Origin of the sequence: Vibrio sp. OPT41, from assembly GCF_015163595.1 — a bacterium.
GTDB classification, from domain to species: domain Bacteria; phylum Pseudomonadota; class Gammaproteobacteria; order Enterobacterales; family Vibrionaceae; genus Vibrio; species Vibrio alginolyticus.
On sequence record NZ_JADDYH010000072.1, the window covers coordinates 1 to 15,099 of the forward strand.

Genomic DNA, 15,099 nt, shown 5'->3' on the forward strand with positions numbered 1-15,099 from the left:
CACGACATTCTTCGAATGCAACTACCTTAATTTCAAAATGATCTATCACTCTCGATCCTTTAGAGTTGGTTACAATTTTCCTTAAAGTACATAACGCCCTGTTAAGGGGTGAGCAACGCAATACCGATGCCGCCGTATACCACCTTAAACACTGAACACAACGCATAGTAAAAATGCCACGCGTTGCGAATCCCTCTTAAACAGTTTGTTATAACCACATATTCTCACGGACTTCATAGTGGCTAACATGACGATCTGGATTCAATTTGTACTTTTCATCCTCTGGATACAATTTAGCGACACTGATATTTTCACCAGCAAATGCTTTGATACATTCGAGATCTTCCCAATAGGTCAACAAAGTGATTTCAGCATTATCGCCTAAATCTCGATTTAGGATTTGAGCACCGAGGAAACCCGGTGTACTAGATGTATCTTTGATTCCTGTCTCATACAGGTATGCAATAAACCCTTCTTCATGCTCTTTAGGGCAAGTAGCTTTCCATTCTCTTGCTATCATAAATACTCCATTTTATGTCGTGGTTATAACGCCGCGTTAAGTGGTGAGCAACGCAGACCACCGACCTAAAACATTGTGCCGTACACACTAAAGCCAAAGCAAACGAAAAATGCCACGCGTTGCGAATCCGTCTTTAACGCTTTGTTAGCTTATTACTTTCCGAGCATTCCAAACTAAAACAACCACTTATTTTGACATTAAACGTGAAGTCGAGATTATAAACATAGCCGAGAACTTCAGGCGATGAACTTAGTATTAACTTGAGCTTTGACAAAACCGCCGAGCGTGGAGACTCACGGAACTTCACCCACCAAGGCTCGTATTGGATTTGCTACTTTCAAGTGCAAAACTTTGCCATAAATGAAACAGAGGCGGAGCTGAAATTACCACCAACAAAACAAGACCAAGTAACGTTACGACCACACACGGTAAAAATACCGCTAAAAAAATGTTACTTACTACTGCTGATACAGCCAAAATATTTGCCCATCAGTTAGCTCATTTTGACGATATGCCCTACCTAACATCAGCTATATTTGTTTGATTTTTCAGACTGTAAGCTAACGCTCTGTTAAGGGGTGAGCAACGCAATACCAAAGCCGCCGCAAACCACCTTAAACACTAAAATCAACGCATAGTAAAAATGCCACGCGTTGCGAATCCCTCTTGAACAGTTTGTTATGTGCGTTGCTCAAATTCATACTCTGTAAGACACCATTGCTTTGGGCTTGACCAACTGATTTCTTTGAATGATGTTCTTAGGTCACCGCTCAATAAAAGTTGCTTCATAAAATGGCTAGGTGAAATATAAGCTTTATCATCGTAAGCAAACACAAAACCCTGCTTATTGAGCTCAAGCATCGTCTGTTTGGTTTCCTTTGATTGAATCCCACCATTGAGAGCAAGCTCATCAATACGACCGCCTGTATCACCATCTCGACTGCTATTGCTTAACTTTATTGAGGTATTATCTATGGCAGCAACGTGCGCCGGAGGGACTTCTCCTGATTGACCAAACTCAACTTTGTAAGGAGGCTGTTTTATCATTTGATCTCCAAGCACATAACGCCCTGTTAAGGTGTGAGCAACGCAATACCGAAGCCCCCGCATACCACCTTAATCACTAAATTCAACGCATAGCAAAAATGCCACGCGTTGCGAATCACTCTTGAACAGTTTGTTATGTGCGTGATTGAAACCTACTCTACACTTGGCTCCGGTAAAACTGGTGGTGTACTGTCCATATAAGTTAAAAAGTTTTCCCATAACTCGTGCGTTCTTTGCTTAGTTAACTTAGTTTTGCACGATATCGCCATAACTCCACGAATAGTTCCATCACGCCATTGCGTATAAACCGAATCACAGTGAGAGGACATATATGCTTGCCAATCCTGTTGAGCAAGCTTAATTGCTGCGATCAGTTCTGGGTCATGAGAGTTGTGCTCAAAGCTAGTGTTTAGATATTTGTCTAATTTAACTTGTGCTGACTCTAGTTCAATAGCAGTACATTGGTTTATCTCGATTGTGGTCATCGCATTATTACAGTCAATGGACTCTTCTTCAGCAAGAGCACCAAATGAAAGACTAGCTAATATGATGATTAGACACTTATTCATCGTTTTCTCCTAAAGCACATAACGCCCTGTTAAGGGGTGAGCAACGCAATACCGATGCCGCCGCATACCACCTTAATCACCAAAAACTCAACGCATAGTAAAAATGCCACGCGTTGCGAATCCCTCTTGAACAGTTTGTTAGCTGACAATTTCAACGAGTGCATCTATCCATTGCTCTGGCTTCGCTACAATAAACTCATAACACGTATTGTTGGCTAGTTTTATGCGAAATGCATCCGTAGTGATTGGAATTACACCACCACCTTTGCCCAAGCACTTAGCTACGGCAGCAATGTCTTGGCGCTTTAATTGATATGGACCAAAACCCAACTTTTCGTTGTACGGAGTAAAAATTAAATCCGACTCCGTTAGTTCCAATTTCCCATCGGCTTTAGTCGCACCGACTTGAATTGTAGCTGTTGAAGACTTAATTACTTTATCAGACATAACGTACCCTCTTCCTTGATTTACTTTTGTCTGCTAACGCCGCATTAAGGGGTGAACAACGCCACCACCTAACCTAAACCATTGTGCCGTAAACACTAAAGCCAATTCAAACCAAAACTGCCAAGCGTTGTGAATCCCTCTTGAATGCTTTGTTAGTTGCCAAACCTAAAGCTTTGATTTGAAGTTAATTACCGCTTTGCCAACACTAGCTTTACGTGTTTTGGAAAACTCAAATCAGGCGCAGTTTCTAAGCGCCTGTCACTGAAACCACTTGGAACAAACAGCGCCGTAGAGAACGGGCTCACAACACCAAAAAGCTCATTTGAAAAGACAATATCACAGAGCTGACTCTCAACAAGCGAATCGGCTTCTGAAACGGCAAACCAAACTAGGAAAAGATCGAAGCTCAATTTCCGCGAACCAAGAACCCGAAGTTCGAAGTGCAAAATAGAGCAAAGCACACGAACGATTAGACCTAAACACTCTGTTTTAGCTGCGTTTTCCTCGTTGGCAACTAACGCCCTGTTAAGGTGTGAGCAACGCAATACCGATGCCGCCGCATACCACCTTAAACACTAAACACAACGCATAGTGAAAATGCTACGCGTTGCGAATCACTCTTAAACAGTTTGTTAGTTCTTTGACCCACTGAGTGCCTGAGGTTTATAGCCTAGTGAATCCAAATCAACACCTTGCTCTAAAAGGAGTTTTTCAAACAATGGTAATAGTGGTCCAAGGTTTTCATTTAACGTGTCACGAACCGTATCAACAACTACTTGGGTACCACGCTCGATTTCTATATTGATAAAGTCACCACTGGCTTTTGATTCGAAAACAGTCATTCTACGAGTCTCAGGAATAAGCCAAACTTCAAACCAACCTTCATGCTTATTTACGTCAGCTACAGTCAAGCTCGCTCCATTTAGAGCTATATAACCTTTAGGGAAAACGTATCTTTTCCAAGCATCAGGGAGTGCTAAGCGAACACAATAGTTATCCTCAATTTGTTTTACGTCGACGATAGCTACATTAAAGTCCACATGACCAGATAGCGGGTGACCGCCAATTTCTGCCCCATCTTTTGCGGCTCTCTCAGCGTTAACTAATTGGGATGAGCAATACTTACTCAGAGTTGTGATCAAGAGGCTTTGCAGCATTACGTCGAACTTAACACGAACATCTGACTGTATTTCAGTGACTGTCAGACACACACCGTCAATAGCAATACTTGCCCCAATTTCTAGATCAGTACAAAACCCTTTAGGGAAGTCGATAACAAAAGTTCTAATCCCTCTTTGATCTGTCACATCAACAATTTCGGCTACCGCCTGAACTATGCCTGTAAACATACTTACTCCACTGATATTAAAACAACTTTAAGAACTAACGCCTTGCTAAGGTGTGAAGTACGCAATGACCAAGCCGCCGCATGGCACTTCAACACCAAAAGCACCGCATACTAAAAATGCCACGCGTGCTGAATCACGCTTAAGCAATTTGTTAGGTGCGTAACCACAGCTGATAAAAGTCAGTTTCATCGTGCTTTGGATTCTTACGCACAAACTCCCAATTATGGCGCTTGTAAAAAGTAAGAGCCCTAGTGTTAGTTCGACTTACTGAAAGTACTGCACGCTTACAACCTGCTCTAAACAAGACATTTGCGATGTAATCCTGCAACTTAGGAGCTAGCCCTAAGCCACGGAAATTTGATTTTAAATAAATCAGATGCACATAACCAGTTTCAGGCTCTGGTGAAAAACTGCGAAACTCCAACTGTCCTGCGAACTGACCAGAAACAAAAATATGAATGTAGAACCACTCTGGAGTCACCAAACGCTCAATAACTCGCTCGCGATAACCACTAATGAAATCATCGAATCCGTCGTAATGACCGAAACTACAAAAGTATGCATCTTTTCTAGCATCAACACATAAGTCTAAATCATCGATACTTATTTGCCGAAAAGCGATTTCCATATCTACCTTTTCCCTCTAGCACCTAACGCCCTGTTAAGGTGTGAGCAAGGTAATACCGATGCTACCGCATACCACGTTAAACACTAAAACCAACGCATAGTAAAAATGCCACGCGTTGCGAATCACTCTTAAACAGATTGTTATGTACCGCCTCAAAACAAGGCACTTTCAATTTGGAGCCATTGCTCCATAAAAGAGATAAAGTCCCTTTGAGGTATGAACTTCTGTGCCGCTGTATTATTTTTTAAAAATACTTCCTCCAAAGCCCACACATAGTGGTCGGCGTAAACAGCCCACGCCTTTGCTCCATCGTTAAGCTCTAATCGGGATAGAGGCTTGACAGACAGATAGCCTTTTAATAAAGCTAATGACCTATGAAGCTCCAAATCGAACATATACATGCATGCTCTCGCCAACTCATAACCAGGAGGCATGTTTTGCACTAAATCCCAGTCGATCACATCGCTTACTGTGCAATTAGAATCAAAAAAGACATTGAAATGATGAAAGTCGCCGTGGATTAGTTGCCTGCTTGTTAACGGGGTATATGAGTGCGTAGCTTCTGAGCTAGCTAGATAATCACGCTGTTGTTTTACTCTTCGTAGCACCGAGTTATTCATATCAAATTCACTATTTGTTTCAATAGCTGCGACTATTTTTTGTAGTCTATCGACCCAAGCACTTTTATCCCAAGAAAGCTCAATTGTTGGAAAGTCGTTTCCAACCTCGGAAGCGAGTTGAACATGCAGGTCAGCAAGGGCTTTTCCCAACTGAAAAGCATGAAACGCAGACAGAGCACTTTTTTCGATTAACGTTCCTTTTGCTTCAGGAAATAGAGCATAAAACTCATCACCTATTTTACAAAAGGAGTGGTGATCGCGCGTCAAAACAGGAGCAATTATAGTATTCAAATTTTGCGATAACTTTCTCAGCAGCTCATGCTCTAACTTGATCTTAGCAACATTGCGAACACTATATTTTCTAAGATAATAAGTCTCTGAGGATTGGATACGAAAAACATGATTCGTCGCACCAGCTGATTGACGTTTTATACTAGCGCCAGCACCAATCTGACTCCAGTTTTCACCAACCTTACGAACAAAATCACTCATAATTCCAGATACCCCTTAGGTACATAACGCCCAATTAAGGGGTGAGTAACGCAACACTGATGCCGCTGCAAACCACCTTAATCACTAAAATTAACGCATAGTAAAAATGCCACGCGTTACGAATCCCTCTTGAATTGTTTGTTAGTACGCTGCCCGCAAAGCCTTTGGTACATACCAATACATTGAAATATAGCACGAAGCTGTTGGCTTAAAACCATGAAGCTAAACGGAAAACTGCCAAACTGAAAACTAACTTCAAGACGTAAGTTGGCTAGAAGAAAAACATGCTTCACTGCCCTTTTCACTGTTTTCAAATTAGCAAAGAATACGGGCTTCAAACTTGAACAGCTGCGACAAAGAAACGCTTGTTTTTCCGAAAATTTCTCAGCGCCAAAGAAACCACGCCAGAGAAATAGCCCGAAAGTTAGAAACCGTAAACGATAAACCCAAAGCGAAAACTTCACATCTAGTGCCACCGGAGCGAACCTGAAAGGCACATTTGATCAGATGTAAAGCGAGGAAAAGAAACCAATAAAAACAGAAACTTTTAGCCTTTGATGCCAACCCAGTACTAACGCCCTGTTAAGGTGTGAGCAACGCAATACTGATGCCGCCGTATACCACCTTAAACACTAAAAGCAACGCATAGTAAAAATGCCACGCGTTGCGAATCACTCTTAAACAGTTTGTTATGTGTTTTTTCTCACTACTGTCTGGTGAAGTATGCGGCGATTAATTTTTTGTTTCCACGCGACCTGCTTTTCGGAAAGGCTACGTTTGCGTTTTGTTTGCATCAAAAATCGATACTCGTTTTCGTAGATGTAACCTAATTTATAAGCATGGATAATTAAGTCTTCATTGGCGTTTGCATTCACGTCTTTAGCTATACGTTTGAGACCTGCAAATAAGTTACCTGTATCAATACCGATAAACCTGTTTACGCACACATTTCCTACGTGAGTTTTATTCCCATTTAATTGATTTTCAATGTAGCAAAGCTCTTTTATCGGCTGACCACAAGGGCAACTATCAAAGTCTTCTTGAATCTCGACACCAACAAGCAACCATTCATTTTTGGCGTGATGAAACTCACTTGAGTTCGATAAAGGTAAAATATGCTCTTTTAGCCGTTCAAAGTTATGTTCCATACTTCAATCTCCAAAAACACATAACGCCCAATTAAGGGGTGAACAACGCTACCACCCAACCTAGAACATTGTGCCATAAACACTAAATTTTAAGTAAAAGCAAAAGTGCCAAGCGTTGTGAATCCCTCTTAAATTGCTTGTTAGTTGCCGACCTATTTAAAGCTGTTCATCTCGCGACGACTTACCGGCATACGAGCATCAGCGGTTCTCAGCTGGCGTTTAAAGCCACGGTTCCCACGCACGACCTCATTGCCATTCTTATCCACCGTTTTAAGTGTATCGACAAGTATATTTTTGTATGTACCTTTAATCTCATATTCGAATGAAACTAAATCGGTTTTAAACACCCATTGTTGTGAACCAAGGGCAAGAAAGCTGTAACTTTCACCGTCAACAACTAAATAATGTGCATGTAGAGCATTCGTATTCCCCCCGCGGCTAGGCGGACGACTTTTCTCTTTGAGGTACTTACTATAGTTTTCTATTTTCTTATTTGTAATTTTATTCATTTAAGCCTCTATTTCCTCGTAGGCAACTAACGCCCTGTTAAGGTGTGAGCAACGCAATACCGATGCCGCCGCACACCACCTTAATCACTTAAACCAACGCATAGTAAAAATGCCACGCGTTGCGAATCACTCTTAAACAGTTTGTTAGTCGCGAGGCACCGAGCGACAATTTTAAGCCAAACTAAACTTTGCGAACAACAAACTTTATGTGCTTTGATGCACTTAAGTCAGGCGTAGTCTCAAAGCGGCTATTCAATGAAACCACTTGGAACAAACAACGCCGCAGAAAACGGACTAACAACACCCAAAAGCGCGTTTGGAAAGCCAATCTCACAGTGCGGACTTTCAACAAAGTCACTGAAACCACGTGGAACTTACAACACCAGAGAAAACGTCATTTCAGCGAGTAAATCGGCTTTTGTACCCAACAAACTCACCGAGCGGATTTGCAACCAAAAATAGACTCTCGATTGCCCTGCTCTGTCAGCACCAAAGAACAAAACAACCGCTTGGACACTTGCAAAACTTTGGACTTTAAACAGCTGAAACTGAGTTTTGACCATCGACGATTAATCTGTATACCAAACAAACAGCTGCCAAATTTTGAGCTAAGAAACATGATTTTGATTGCTAGCTTTTTCTGGCGACTAACGCCGCGTTAAGTAGTGAGCAACGCTACCACTAGACCTAACTATACCACCGTAAACACTAAAGCCGACTAAAACCAAAAATGCCACGCGTTGCGAATCTGACTTAAACGCTTTGTTATGTGCCGGATTTACGTCGGCCTAATCTTCAAATAACTCCAAGTTCTCGTTCACGTATTCCATGATTTGGTCGTAGAAGAACTCATCAATTTTACCTGCTACGGCAAAGCAAAGTAGATAAGACGATACAAAGTGAAACTTGTACTGTTTTTTCGAGTTAGGGTCGAGTGACCAGTCTGTTTTAACTTGCTCATCAATTTCGTTATTCATCATTTCAAACAGAGCATCATCGTTCATATGATTTCGTTTAGAGTAAAAAACTGATGCGAGCTGATACATATTTTCCTTCGGAATTTCTCCAGAAGCAATCGCATATAGAGCTTCACTCAACGCTTCACTCGCTTCTATCAACCACTTTTCCATCGAATATTTCTCCGTTTCCGAACTGGCACATAACGCCCTGTTAAGGGGTGAGCAACGCAATACGAAAGCTGCCGCATACCACCTTAAACACTGAAACCAACGCATAGTGAAAATGCCACGCGTTGCGAATCCCTCTTGAACAGTTTGTTATGTGCGTGCTTACGTTATGCACCAAACTGTTTTATACGCTTAGCGCCAATAAAAAACTGATACTTACTTTGTTGAAGTAAGTCTAAATGGCGCTCAAACATGGGTACGCCATTGGATAAAGAAAGGTGGTAGACAAGTCCATTACCGACATACACCCCAACGTGTGCTCCGTATGAGTCAGTAGAGTCGTTGTACATCATGATATCTAGCGGCTTAACTCAGTGACCACTTCACTAAACTCTGAGTCACCCCACAGTTCACTAGAACGGTAGTTAGGTGGATTTAGACCGAAGTCTTTAAGCAGGTTATAAGCAAAGACCTGACAGTTAGCTCCAAGCGTTAAGTCTGAATCATCTTTACAACCTGGAATACGGGATGAAACGTATCTTACATTTTTGAATCTGTCGGGAATATCCATTTCCATTTTCTCCCAAAGCACATAACGCCTTGTTAAGGGGTGAAGCACGCAACACCGATGCTACCGCATACCACCTTAATCACTAAAACTAACGCATAGTAAAAATGCCACGCGTGCTGAATCCCTCTTGAACAATTTGTTATACGCGTTCTAGCGGTTGTACTTAACCTTGTTCAAAACTTCTTTTAGTTCATGCGTTTTCTCAAGGTTTACACCGTGAATATTGGCTAAAGCACAAACATAATACAAGACGTCATATAACTCTTCTGCGATTGAACCTTTAAGTTCATCTAGCGTTGGTTGCCCACTTTTACCTTTGCGAATAGATTCCGATAATTCGCCAACTTCTTCGATTAGTTTTAAAAAATAGTGTCCAGATTGCTCCGGCGCATAATCGAATTCTTTTATATGACTTTGTAACTCAGATAACTTCATAACGTCCTTTTTGTATCATTTTCCATAAAGCGTATAACGCCCAGTTAAGGGGTGAAGCACGCAATAACCAAGCCTCTGCATAGCACTTCAACACCAAAAACCTCCGCATATCAAAAATGCCACGCGTGCTGAATCCCTCTTGAACTGTTTGTTAGCTTAAATTAGTAGCACCACGCTACACCACCCCAAAACAGAATATTCAGAGTCCAAACCATAATGCTTTGAACTGGAAGCATATGGAAAACTAACTGGGGACATGCCTTAAGCTCACTTAGAGAGAACAGCATTTGAGGCTGAAAATCCCAACTCGTCGCTAAGCAAAGACCTCTTTTGAATCTAGGATGATTCACCAAATATTCTGCATAGGGTGAATAAATTGTCCATAAGCCCAAAAAGCCAAATAACTCGATTGCAGAAATCACTTCCAAACTAAAGGGCAATAGTGAAGGTCCGCCAATGAGTAAAATCGCCGCAAATACCCATTTTTTGTTTCTCATTACACATCCTTGTTAATGATTTAAGCTAACGCCCTGTTAAGGTGTGAGCAACGCAATGCCAAGGCCGCCGCATACCACCTTAAACACTAAGCGCAACGCATAGTAAAAATGCCACGCGTTGCGAATCACTCTTAAACAGTTTGTTATGTAAATTTCTGAAATTAAACGATATATAAACCACAGTTTTCGTCAAACTGAAAATGTGTATTAGGTTTTGAAACTTCTTTCGCTTTATTGATACAGCGATTTATTCGGTTAGTTAATTGAGTTTCGCTGACATTCCTTACAAGTGATACTGAAAAAGAGAAGTCGTAGTCAGGGCTAGTAAAACTGTAATGCCTCGCAGATAAATCTGATTCTTCAAACTTTTGTTCAAGTTGAGCATCCAATAGCTCAATTATTTTCGCTTTAATTTCTGATAATTCCATCTCAATTCTCCTTATTCTCATGATTTACATAACGCCCTGTTAAGGGGTGAGCAACGCAATACCAAAGCCGCCGCATACCACCTTAATCACTTAAACCAACGCATAGTGAAAATGCCACGCGTTGCGAATCCCTCTTGAACAGTTTGTTATGTACGTAGCTCAAAATGAATATCTGAGCTCTCAAACTCTATGGTCCCAAAGCTACCAACAACCTTGAAACATGATTGGTTCTTTTCGAAGTATTCTATGTTTCCATAGTCTTTTGAGCCATCAGGATCTAGGGTCGGTTGTATATCACTTTGATTCAAGAGCCCAGTAATACTCGAAACATCGTTAAACAGAAGAGAGCCCAAGCGATAGCAAGTATACTCAGCTACCTTTGGAGTTTTATAGTATTCAGACTCAGGCCAGATGCTGAACTCTAGTTCAATTTCCAAAGTTTGATCGCAGTAGTTCCACCCCAAAACAAATGAATCTTGAAGGTCTACGCCTACGAGAAAATCCATATTCCTCTCCAAGTACATAACGCCGCGTTAAGTGGTGAGCAACGCTACCACCTTACCTAAACCATTGTGCCGTAATCACTAAAGCTGAATCAAACCGAAAATGCCAAGCGTTGGGAATCCGTCTTAAACGCTTTGTTAGGCATGTTTTCAGTATATTCTGCTTCTTATATAAGCTGAAAAATCTTCTACGGTAGAACAGTTTTAAAGTATTTCATCTAGCTCATTTACGTGAATTGCACAATACTTCAGCCAATTTGAGGATGGGTACAGATTACGTACCTCTTTGAGATTTTTGAGAGTTCTTTGCGGATTGTAGTCTTTGAAATAATGAACAACTAAGAAAATGTTCTGCTCTTTTTGAGGGTTTACCAGACCATTAAGAAGAACATACTGACCAACGAGTAGCTTAGCCATGTTCGCTGAGTCTATTTCAATTAAAATGGTTGTACCATCTTCTAACTTAATAGATTGGTCTACTGATATGGAAACTTTATCAGCTCCCTTTTGGTTATTGTCGAAGTTCTGTTTACCACTCAATTTCCCAAAACCAAATGCGCTTTCAAATTTTTCAATAAAGAACTTTTCATTCTTACCAGCTGACATATGACCTCCGGATGCCTAACGCCCTGTTAAGGTGTGAGCAACGCAATACCGAAGCCACCGCATACCACCTTAAACACTAAAACCAAAGCATAGTAAAAATGCCACGCGTTGCGAATCACTCTTAAACAGTTTGTTATAGCGCTTTGCCGTTTACAAGTGACCAATGATGAGGCATTAATTCTCGTATAGTCTTGAAAACCAATGCATTCCCTGAAGTCGTAATTGCTGCTTTGACATCCCCACCCCAATGGACGAGGCGCTCTTGGCAAACTCCGCATGGTGACAAAATTAGAAATTCATCGTTCTCGCTCTCACGACACAGGCATAATGAGTGGGTCACTCGCTCATTGAGTTTGTGAGCCTCTAAATACGCTCCCACCTCCATGCATAGTGAAAGAGCATCGTTTTTAGTATCAGGAGCAATGCTTGTTAATATTTTTCCTGACTCTGTTCTAACAGCCGCAGCTCCACCCCAACCAAAAGGATATCGCATATTTACTAGTTCTATTGCTGCTTGATAGAGCTCTTTTTCGATATTATCCATGACCATCCATATTCAATTTTATCGTGCGCTATAACGCCTTGTTAAGGTGTGAGGCACGCAATACTGAGGCCTCCGCATACCACCTTAATCACTAAACCTAACGCATAGTAAAAATGCCACGCGTGCCGAATCACTCTTGAACAATTTGTTAGCTTTCTAGCCAACGAAGTACGTTGAATCATTTTCTGCAAACAAACAATCCAACGGGTAAGGCAGCTCAAGCCTTGGCATATTACCTTTTGAAAACCATTTAAGGCATACCGTTTCATCATCGAGTGCGGATTGAGAACAACTTTCTACTACACATTTGAACATGAGAACTGTGTATTCAACTTGATCACCATTTGGGTATGTAAAACCAAAACCCTCACCGCCGAATACACCAAGTAGGCGATCTACTTTTACAGCCAAACCTGTTTCCTCGCGAACTTCCCTGAGCAATGCTTGCACTGGCGACTCTTGAGGTTCAATCATTCCGGCAGGAAGGCTCCATGCGCCATCTGATTTTTGCTGAAGTAGTAGCTCTTTGTTTTCATTTAAAATGACACCCGCAACGCCGGGGATAAGAAGTGGCATCGTTCCAATCTTAGAACGAACCTCTTTGATATAGTCACTTGCGCTCAATTTTCCTCCTTGAAAGCTAACGCCCTGTTAAGGTGTGAGCAATGCAATAACGAAGCTCCCGCATACTACCTTAAACACTAAACGCAACGCATAGTAAAAATGCCACGCGTTGCGAATCACTCTTAAACAGATTGTTAAGTTTTTTTATACTCGATGAACCTTTCAACACCAAATACGCTATTCAACTTATTTTGACTTATATCCATATTACTCAAACACTGATTGATAGTGCCAAACACTCTGAACTGCTTGTAGCTTTTTTTATACTCAAAATGCTCTAAAACGTGGTGAATAAATGCCTTTGCACCACCTGTCCCAGGACTTACAATTGCACTTGATAATTCAGTGGATGATACCTTTCTACGTAACAGATTTGGGGTTTTGAACTCTCCTTTGCACAACAAATCCCACTTACTGTTCCAATCAGAAACTATATCGTTTCGCTCACCAAACGTTGTTGCCTCCTGAATAGAAGCCGTGTAGCTTTCTCGTAGTTTACGAAAATCGACAAATTCATCACGCAAAGTTATCAGCGTTGATAGCCCGCATTCTATCTGATTTGTTCTATCAATAAACAAACTAAGCAAAGGTGGCATTTTACTCAACTGAGCTATAAATGGCTCAGTTTCATATTGCATTAACGCAATAAACTTGGCTTCATGGGCCTTCGCATATTGGTAGTACTTGTTAATAACTATTTCAGTTAATTTCTCTCTACTTGTATCAAAGACTTCAATTGCCTCTAGAGACAATGGCATCAGAGGAATTGCAGCATTGTTTTTGCCCATTTCATTAATCAATCCCCACTGCCAAAGTCTCAGTTGAGTCATAAAACCAGAACTAAACAATTCTGGGTGTAAAATAGCTTCTTCGCCAAAAGAAGGTTGGTGCTGAACAAACCACGACTTATCCTCATTACATAACTCATCAAACGAACGCTCATAAAGCCCTATATCGATTGAGACATGATTTTTCATATCGTCAGAGTGTTCTAGAGTCGAAGGATCAACGAACTCAAATATAGAGCTATTAGAATCTAGCGCTTTTAGCTCTGCTTTGTCCTTATATCTATATGGGAGGTAGACCTTGTCATATAAGACATATGCGTCAATGAAATTTTCTATTCTTGTAATGTACTCACTTGACATTACATCGACTAAACGTTGATTCAAACATAGAAACGCATCAACACTCCAAGAGGAAATTACCGCTGATTTCATATACTGTTTACTCATAAATCGATAGTAACTACTAGTCTATTGAACTAGACCGACAAGTTTCAACTCCATGCAGTTAAAGACTTATGATTACGCTCACAAGAAAGAAACTTAACGCCGCATTAAGGTGTGAGCGGCGCTTGGCTATACTTGAGCGAAGCGAAAGCGCCAAGCGTTGCGAATCACTCTTAAATGCTTTGTTATGCGAATTTTAGATTGGGTTTCTTGAAATTATTCCAGCAATTCCCAGTTGCATAATCTTGACCTGTTCATCATCAAATTGTTCTGAATGCCCATGAGCCGCACTATTTCGGATACCTAAATAGTTAGTGACTTCTTTACTGTCATTTTTATTAAAAATATCGTTTTGGGTGAGCTCTTGTGCAAGCCTAGAAGCTTTCTTATTTGAAATGTCACCATTAGACTTTGTCGCATACAAATCGATATCGTTTTTTTCGCACAATTTCCTGATATGCGACTCCAAAACACAACCTGCAAGTACTGCAGCAGGAATTTTGAATCCCTTTTCTAATAAATGTTCAGACTCTTCAAGCATACAGTTAAAAACTTCGGCATTAGCAAGTCCTTGAGCTGTCCAATACCAAACCTCCTCAAGTTCAACTTTCATTGCTTCTAATAAGGCTATCTTCAGTTTGACTGGTTCTTCTGCGATCCCATCAAAGCGCGAGTCGAATCGAATGTAAAAGATGGAGTCTTTCCCAAAAATAGTTTCAATAAAATGTAATGATGAAGTAACGAACTTTAAGTGTAAAAGCTCATCCACATACTCTCCACGAGATCGACCTTTCTTTTTGTCTTTTTCATTATCAAAACGAGGTTCTATCGTTTCCAATAATGCATATCCATCTTTAATTAGACTTTCAACCCTGGAGATTACTCTTTGTGAACTAATTGATTTCATTTTTCCAACTGAGGTATTTGTTTGTTTTATATATTATATTTACATCTGAATTGTTGGCAATATCATTATCAACAGCGTGCCATTCGCATAACGCTCTGTTAAGGGGTGAGCAACGCATTACCGAAGCAGCAGCAAACCACCTTAATCACTAAAACCAACGCATAGTGAAAATGCCATGCGTTGCGAATCCCTCTTAAACAGTTTGTTAGCTGTGTTTTACAACACGAGCTTTGCTCCCAACATACCAAGAGCTGCGATAGCTACCATCGTAAACCAAAGGTAAATCATAAAAGATA

The 15,099-nt window shown here is 40.9% G+C and carries 21 protein-coding genes and 1 pseudogene; 1 reads left to right on the top strand and 21 read right to left on the bottom strand.

The window, feature by feature from the left end:
* Positions 1 to 208: 208 nt before the first annotated feature.
* The 9 genes from IQP38_RS22635 to IQP38_RS22715 all read right to left on the bottom strand — a co-directional run bounded on the left by IQP38_RS22635 (position 209) and on the right by IQP38_RS22715 (position 7,329).
* A complete protein-coding gene (locus tag IQP38_RS22635) occupies positions 209 to 520 on the bottom strand; it encodes an antibiotic biosynthesis monooxygenase family protein (protein WP_053304462.1) in 312 nt (103 codons plus the stop codon).
* Positions 521 to 1,198: 678 nt separating this feature from the next.
* Positions 1,199 to 1,567, bottom strand: a complete 369-nt coding sequence (locus IQP38_RS22645; RefSeq protein ID WP_193838050.1) for a hypothetical protein — start codon at positions 1,565 to 1,567, stop codon at positions 1,199 to 1,201.
* 152 nt (positions 1,568 to 1,719) lie between these two features.
* Positions 1,720 to 2,136, bottom strand: coding sequence for a lysozyme inhibitor LprI family protein (locus IQP38_RS22655; protein WP_017821968.1), 417 nt, complete (start codon positions 2,134 to 2,136; stop codon positions 1,720 to 1,722).
* A 138-nt stretch (positions 2,137 to 2,274) separates the two neighbouring features.
* Positions 2,275 to 2,583 carry a hypothetical protein gene (locus IQP38_RS22665; RefSeq protein ID WP_023585553.1) on the bottom strand — a complete coding sequence of 103 codons (309 nt, stop codon included), beginning with the start codon at positions 2,581 to 2,583 and terminating at the stop codon, positions 2,275 to 2,277.
* A gap of 632 nt (positions 2,584 to 3,215) precedes the next feature.
* Entirely contained in the window at positions 3,216 to 3,932 is a 717-nt protein-coding gene (locus tag IQP38_RS22675) for a riboflavin synthase (RefSeq protein ID WP_023585735.1), read from the bottom strand.
* A gap of 151 nt (positions 3,933 to 4,083) precedes the next feature.
* Positions 4,084 to 4,560, bottom strand: a complete 477-nt coding sequence (locus IQP38_RS22685) for a GNAT family N-acetyltransferase (RefSeq protein ID WP_053306967.1) — start codon at positions 4,558 to 4,560, stop codon at positions 4,084 to 4,086.
* Between the two features lie 152 nt (positions 4,561 to 4,712).
* Entirely contained in the window at positions 4,713 to 5,672 is a 960-nt protein-coding gene (locus IQP38_RS22695; RefSeq protein ID WP_193838051.1) for a phosphotransferase, read from the bottom strand.
* Between the two features lie 689 nt (positions 5,673 to 6,361).
* The gene (locus IQP38_RS22710) at positions 6,362 to 6,820 is read right to left on the bottom strand and encodes a hypothetical protein (protein WP_047482943.1); all 459 of its coding nucleotides are present in this window, start codon (positions 6,818 to 6,820) and stop codon (positions 6,362 to 6,364) included.
* A 152-nt stretch (positions 6,821 to 6,972) separates the two neighbouring features.
* Positions 6,973 to 7,329 carry a hypothetical protein gene (locus tag IQP38_RS22715; protein ID WP_004418207.1) on the bottom strand — a complete coding sequence of 119 codons (357 nt, stop codon included), beginning with the start codon at positions 7,327 to 7,329 and terminating at the stop codon, positions 6,973 to 6,975.
* Between the two features lie 255 nt (positions 7,330 to 7,584).
* On the opposite strand from IQP38_RS22715, the pseudogene IQP38_RS26990 reads away from it, so the two are divergent.
* Positions 7,585 to 7,867 (top strand): annotated as a pseudogene (locus IQP38_RS26990) (hypothetical protein).
* A 250-nt stretch (positions 7,868 to 8,117) separates the two neighbouring features.
* Here the strand turns inward: IQP38_RS26990 and IQP38_RS22720 are convergent.
* The 12 genes from IQP38_RS22720 to IQP38_RS22800 all read right to left on the bottom strand — a co-directional run bounded on the left by IQP38_RS22720 (position 8,118) and on the right by IQP38_RS22800 (position 14,803).
* The gene (locus IQP38_RS22720) at positions 8,118 to 8,459 is read right to left on the bottom strand and encodes a hypothetical protein (protein WP_193838052.1); all 342 of its coding nucleotides are present in this window, start codon (positions 8,457 to 8,459) and stop codon (positions 8,118 to 8,120) included.
* A gap of 164 nt (positions 8,460 to 8,623) precedes the next feature.
* Positions 8,624 to 8,809 (bottom strand): hypothetical protein, encoded by a 186-nt coding sequence (locus tag IQP38_RS26750; RefSeq protein WP_228010167.1) that lies wholly within the window; start codon positions 8,807 to 8,809, stop codon positions 8,624 to 8,626.
* A 5-nt stretch (positions 8,810 to 8,814) separates the two neighbouring features.
* Positions 8,815 to 9,027, bottom strand: a complete 213-nt coding sequence (locus IQP38_RS26755; protein ID WP_228010168.1) for a hypothetical protein — start codon at positions 9,025 to 9,027, stop codon at positions 8,815 to 8,817.
* A gap of 150 nt (positions 9,028 to 9,177) precedes the next feature.
* Complete coding sequence (locus IQP38_RS22740) at positions 9,178 to 9,462, bottom strand: MazG nucleotide pyrophosphohydrolase domain-containing protein (protein WP_025794344.1); 285 nt, start codon at positions 9,460 to 9,462, stop codon at positions 9,178 to 9,180.
* A 161-nt stretch (positions 9,463 to 9,623) separates the two neighbouring features.
* Entirely contained in the window at positions 9,624 to 9,959 is a 336-nt protein-coding gene (locus IQP38_RS22745; RefSeq protein WP_193838053.1) for a hypothetical protein, read from the bottom strand.
* Between the two features lie 161 nt (positions 9,960 to 10,120).
* A complete protein-coding gene (locus IQP38_RS22755) occupies positions 10,121 to 10,387 on the bottom strand; it encodes a hypothetical protein (RefSeq protein ID WP_054730732.1) in 267 nt (88 codons plus the stop codon).
* A gap of 146 nt (positions 10,388 to 10,533) precedes the next feature.
* Entirely contained in the window at positions 10,534 to 10,893 is a 360-nt protein-coding gene (locus IQP38_RS22760; protein WP_193838054.1) for a hypothetical protein, read from the bottom strand.
* A gap of 201 nt (positions 10,894 to 11,094) precedes the next feature.
* Entirely contained in the window at positions 11,095 to 11,496 is a 402-nt protein-coding gene (locus IQP38_RS22765) for a hypothetical protein (RefSeq protein WP_193838055.1), read from the bottom strand.
* A gap of 133 nt (positions 11,497 to 11,629) precedes the next feature.
* Positions 11,630 to 12,040: a cytidine deaminase gene (locus IQP38_RS22775; protein ID WP_193838056.1), complete on the bottom strand. Its 411-nt coding sequence runs from the start codon at positions 12,038 to 12,040 to the stop codon at positions 11,630 to 11,632.
* Positions 12,041 to 12,196: 156 nt separating this feature from the next.
* Entirely contained in the window at positions 12,197 to 12,664 is a 468-nt protein-coding gene (locus tag IQP38_RS22785; protein WP_193838057.1) for an NUDIX domain-containing protein, read from the bottom strand.
* A 134-nt stretch (positions 12,665 to 12,798) separates the two neighbouring features.
* On the bottom strand, positions 12,799 to 13,884 hold the full coding sequence (locus tag IQP38_RS22795; protein WP_193838058.1) for a hypothetical protein: 1,086 nt from the start codon (positions 13,882 to 13,884) through the stop codon (positions 12,799 to 12,801).
* Positions 13,885 to 14,092: 208 nt separating this feature from the next.
* Positions 14,093 to 14,803 (bottom strand): hypothetical protein, encoded by a 711-nt coding sequence (locus IQP38_RS22800; protein WP_025543307.1) that lies wholly within the window; start codon positions 14,801 to 14,803, stop codon positions 14,093 to 14,095.
* Positions 14,804 to 15,099 lie beyond the last annotated feature (296 nt).

What these genes read in the sequence shown, in the direction of transcription:
- IQP38_RS22635 (WP_053304462.1), bottom strand. Translation starts at nt 520, where the DNA reads ATGATAGCAAGAGAATGGAAAGCTACTTGCCCTAAAGAGCATGAAGAA.
- IQP38_RS22645 (WP_193838050.1), bottom strand. Translation starts at nt 1,567, where the DNA reads ATGATAAAACAGCCTCCTTACAAAGTTGAGTTTGGTCAATCAGGAGAA.
- IQP38_RS22655 (WP_017821968.1), bottom strand. Translation starts at nt 2,136, where the DNA reads ATGAATAAGTGTCTAATCATCATATTAGCTAGTCTTTCATTTGGTGCT.
- IQP38_RS22665 (WP_023585553.1), bottom strand. Translation starts at nt 2,583, where the DNA reads ATGTCTGATAAAGTAATTAAGTCTTCAACAGCTACAATTCAAGTCGGT.
- IQP38_RS22675 (WP_023585735.1), bottom strand. Translation starts at nt 3,932, where the DNA reads ATGTTTACAGGCATAGTTCAGGCGGTAGCCGAAATTGTTGATGTGACA.
- IQP38_RS22685 (WP_053306967.1), bottom strand. Translation starts at nt 4,560, where the DNA reads ATGGAAATCGCTTTTCGGCAAATAAGTATCGATGATTTAGACTTATGT.
- IQP38_RS22695 (WP_193838051.1), bottom strand. Translation starts at nt 5,672, where the DNA reads ATGAGTGATTTTGTTCGTAAGGTTGGTGAAAACTGGAGTCAGATTGGT.
- IQP38_RS22710 (WP_047482943.1), bottom strand. Translation starts at nt 6,820, where the DNA reads ATGGAACATAACTTTGAACGGCTAAAAGAGCATATTTTACCTTTATCG.
- IQP38_RS22715 (WP_004418207.1), bottom strand. Translation starts at nt 7,329, where the DNA reads ATGAATAAAATTACAAATAAGAAAATAGAAAACTATAGTAAGTACCTC.
- IQP38_RS22720 (WP_193838052.1), bottom strand. Translation starts at nt 8,459, where the DNA reads ATGGAAAAGTGGTTGATAGAAGCGAGTGAAGCGTTGAGTGAAGCTCTA.
- IQP38_RS26750 (WP_228010167.1), bottom strand. Translation starts at nt 8,809, where the DNA reads ATGATGTACAACGACTCTACTGACTCATACGGAGCACACGTTGGGGTG.
- IQP38_RS26755 (WP_228010168.1), bottom strand. Translation starts at nt 9,027, where the DNA reads ATGGATATTCCCGACAGATTCAAAAATGTAAGATACGTTTCATCCCGT.
- IQP38_RS22740 (WP_025794344.1), bottom strand. Translation starts at nt 9,462, where the DNA reads ATGAAGTTATCTGAGTTACAAAGTCATATAAAAGAATTCGATTATGCG.
- IQP38_RS22745 (WP_193838053.1), bottom strand. Translation starts at nt 9,959, where the DNA reads ATGAGAAACAAAAAATGGGTATTTGCGGCGATTTTACTCATTGGCGGA.
- IQP38_RS22755 (WP_054730732.1), bottom strand. Translation starts at nt 10,387, where the DNA reads ATGGAATTATCAGAAATTAAAGCGAAAATAATTGAGCTATTGGATGCT.
- IQP38_RS22760 (WP_193838054.1), bottom strand. Translation starts at nt 10,893, where the DNA reads ATGGATTTTCTCGTAGGCGTAGACCTTCAAGATTCATTTGTTTTGGGG.
- IQP38_RS22765 (WP_193838055.1), bottom strand. Translation starts at nt 11,496, where the DNA reads ATGTCAGCTGGTAAGAATGAAAAGTTCTTTATTGAAAAATTTGAAAGC.
- IQP38_RS22775 (WP_193838056.1), bottom strand. Translation starts at nt 12,040, where the DNA reads ATGGATAATATCGAAAAAGAGCTCTATCAAGCAGCAATAGAACTAGTA.
- IQP38_RS22795 (WP_193838058.1), bottom strand. Translation starts at nt 13,884, where the DNA reads ATGAAATCAGCGGTAATTTCCTCTTGGAGTGTTGATGCGTTTCTATGT.
- IQP38_RS22800 (WP_025543307.1), bottom strand. Translation starts at nt 14,803, where the DNA reads ATGAAATCAATTAGTTCACAAAGAGTAATCTCCAGGGTTGAAAGTCTA.